This window comes from Streptomyces sp. JW3 (genome assembly GCF_052216785.1).
Classification (GTDB): domain Bacteria; phylum Actinomycetota; class Actinomycetes; order Streptomycetales; family Streptomycetaceae; genus Streptomyces.
The window spans coordinates 1-2019 of sequence record NZ_JBQOUX010000229.1; the positions used below are offsets into that span (position 1 = coordinate 1).

A 2019-nucleotide genomic window follows, 5' to 3' on the forward strand; every position below is an offset into this window, starting at 1 on the left:
CCTTCAGGGGCGCGGGGAACCGCGCGAATCGGGGGTACGGGGGCGCGGCCCCCGGGGAAGGTCAGGGGCGGGGCGCGCAGCCGAGGACGTGGGACTTGACCAGGTCGGCGATGCGCGGGTCGCGGCGCCGGAAGGCCGCGACCAGTTCCTCGTGCTCCTCCGCATAGGACTGCTGCACCGTCCCCAGCCACCGTATCGACAGGGCCGTGAACACCTCGATGCCCAGCCCCTCCCAGGTGTGCAGCAGCACCGAGTTGCCGGCCGCCCGCACCAGCTCCCGGTGGAAACCGACCGTGTGCCGCACCTGGGCCGTCCCGTCGGCGCCGCGGTCCGCCTCGTACAGCGCGCTGACGTGCGGTTCGAGGGCCGAGCAGTCCTCCGCCAGCCGCGCCGCCGCCAGCTCCGCCGCGATCGCCTCCAGCCCGGCCCGGACCGGGTAGCTCTCCTCCAGGTCGGCCGCCGTCAGGTTCCGCACCCGGACGCCCTTGTTCGGCGCCGACTCGATCAGCCGCAGCGACTCCAGTTCGCGCAGCGCCTCGCGGACCGGCGTCTGGCTGACCTCCAGCTCGGTGGCGATCCGCCGCTCCACGATCCGCTCGCCCGGCTGCCAGCGCCCGCTGATGATCCCCTCCAGGATGTGCTCGCGGATCTGCTCGCGGAGCGAGTGGACGACGGGCGCGGTCATGAAGGGCTCCTTAGGGAGGGGCCCCTGGCGGCCCCCTGGGGCGTTGACGAATAGACAATACGGCCGTCGGCCCCCGCCGGAAGGGCGCATACGGGCGCTTTCACGCAGGTGAGACGAGGCTTACACGCCGGGTGTGACACAAACGGCGGCGCCCCCGCCCGGAGAGTTCCGGACGGGGGCGCCGCTGAGGACCGCGGAGGTCAGAGGCCGAGCTCGACCTCGAACTCGCCCGCCTCCAGGATCGCCTTGACCGCGGTCAGGTAACGCGCGGCGTCGGCACCGTCCACCAGGCGGTGGTCGTAGGACAGCGTCAGGTACGTCATGTCGCGGACGCCGATGACCGTGCCCTCCTCCGTCTCGATCACGGCGGGACGCTTGACCGTCGCGCCGATGCCGAGGATCGCGACCTGGCCCGGCGGCACGATGATCGTGTCGAAGAGCGCCCCGCGCGAACCGGTGTTGGAGATGGTGAAGGTCGCACCGGACAGCTCGTCCGGCGTGATCTTGCTGGCCCGGACCTTGCCCGCCAGGTCGGCGGTGGCCTTGGCGATACCGGCGATGTTGAGGTCACCGGCGTTCTTGATGACCGGGGTCATCAGGCCCTTCTCGGAGTCCACCGCGATACCGATGTTCTCGGTGTCGAAGTAGGTGATGGTCCCCTCGGCCTCGTTGATCCTGGCGTTGACCGGCGCGTGCGCCTTCAGCGCCTGGGCCGCGGCCTTGACGAAGAACGGCATCGGGGAGAGCTTGACGCCCTCACGGGCGGCGAAGCCGTCCTTGGCCCGGGCCCGCAGCTTCATCAGCCGGGTGACGTCGACCTCGACGACCGAGGACAGCTGCGCCTGCTCGTGCAGCGCCTTGACCATGTTGTCGCCGATGACCTTGCGGATGCGCGGCATCTTGACGGTCTGGCCGCGCAGCGGGGACGCCTCCAGCTTCGGCGCCTTCTTGGCGGCCGGAGCGGCGGCGGGTGCGGCGGCGGCCGGGGCCGGGGCGGCGGCCTTGGCGGCCTCCGCGGCGGCGATGACGTCCTGCTTGCGGATCCGGCCACCGACGCCGGTGCCCGACACGGTGGACAGGTCGACGCCCTGCTCGGCGGCGAGCTTGCGCACCAGCGGGGTGACGTAGGCGCCGTCGTCGGACGCCTGGGCGGCGGCCGGGGCGGCCGGAGCCTGCGCGGCGGGGGCCGGAGCGGGCGCCGGGGCCGGGGCCGGGGCGGCCGGGACCGGGGCGGGCGCCGGGGTCTCCTGCTGCTGCGGGGCCGGGGTGGTCGGCGCCTGCGGAGCCGGGGCCGGGGCCGGGGCCGCCGGGGCGGGCGTCGGCTCGGGCTGCGC

2 protein-coding genes are annotated in these 2019 nt (G+C 73.8%); both read right to left on the minus strand.

The genetic code is table 11. The features are described 5' to 3' along the window. Positions 1-61 precede the first annotated feature (61 nt). Positions 62-685 (minus strand): GntR family transcriptional regulator, encoded by a 624-nt coding sequence (locus ACTT8P_RS38185; protein ID WP_442836382.1) that lies wholly within the window; start codon positions 683-685, stop codon positions 62-64. A 200-nt stretch (positions 686-885) separates the two neighbouring features. Continuing rightward, positions 886-2019 (minus strand): 2-oxoglutarate dehydrogenase, E2 component, dihydrolipoamide succinyltransferase (sucB, locus tag ACTT8P_RS38190; protein WP_442836383.1); only part of this gene is annotated, 1134 nt, incomplete at its 5' end.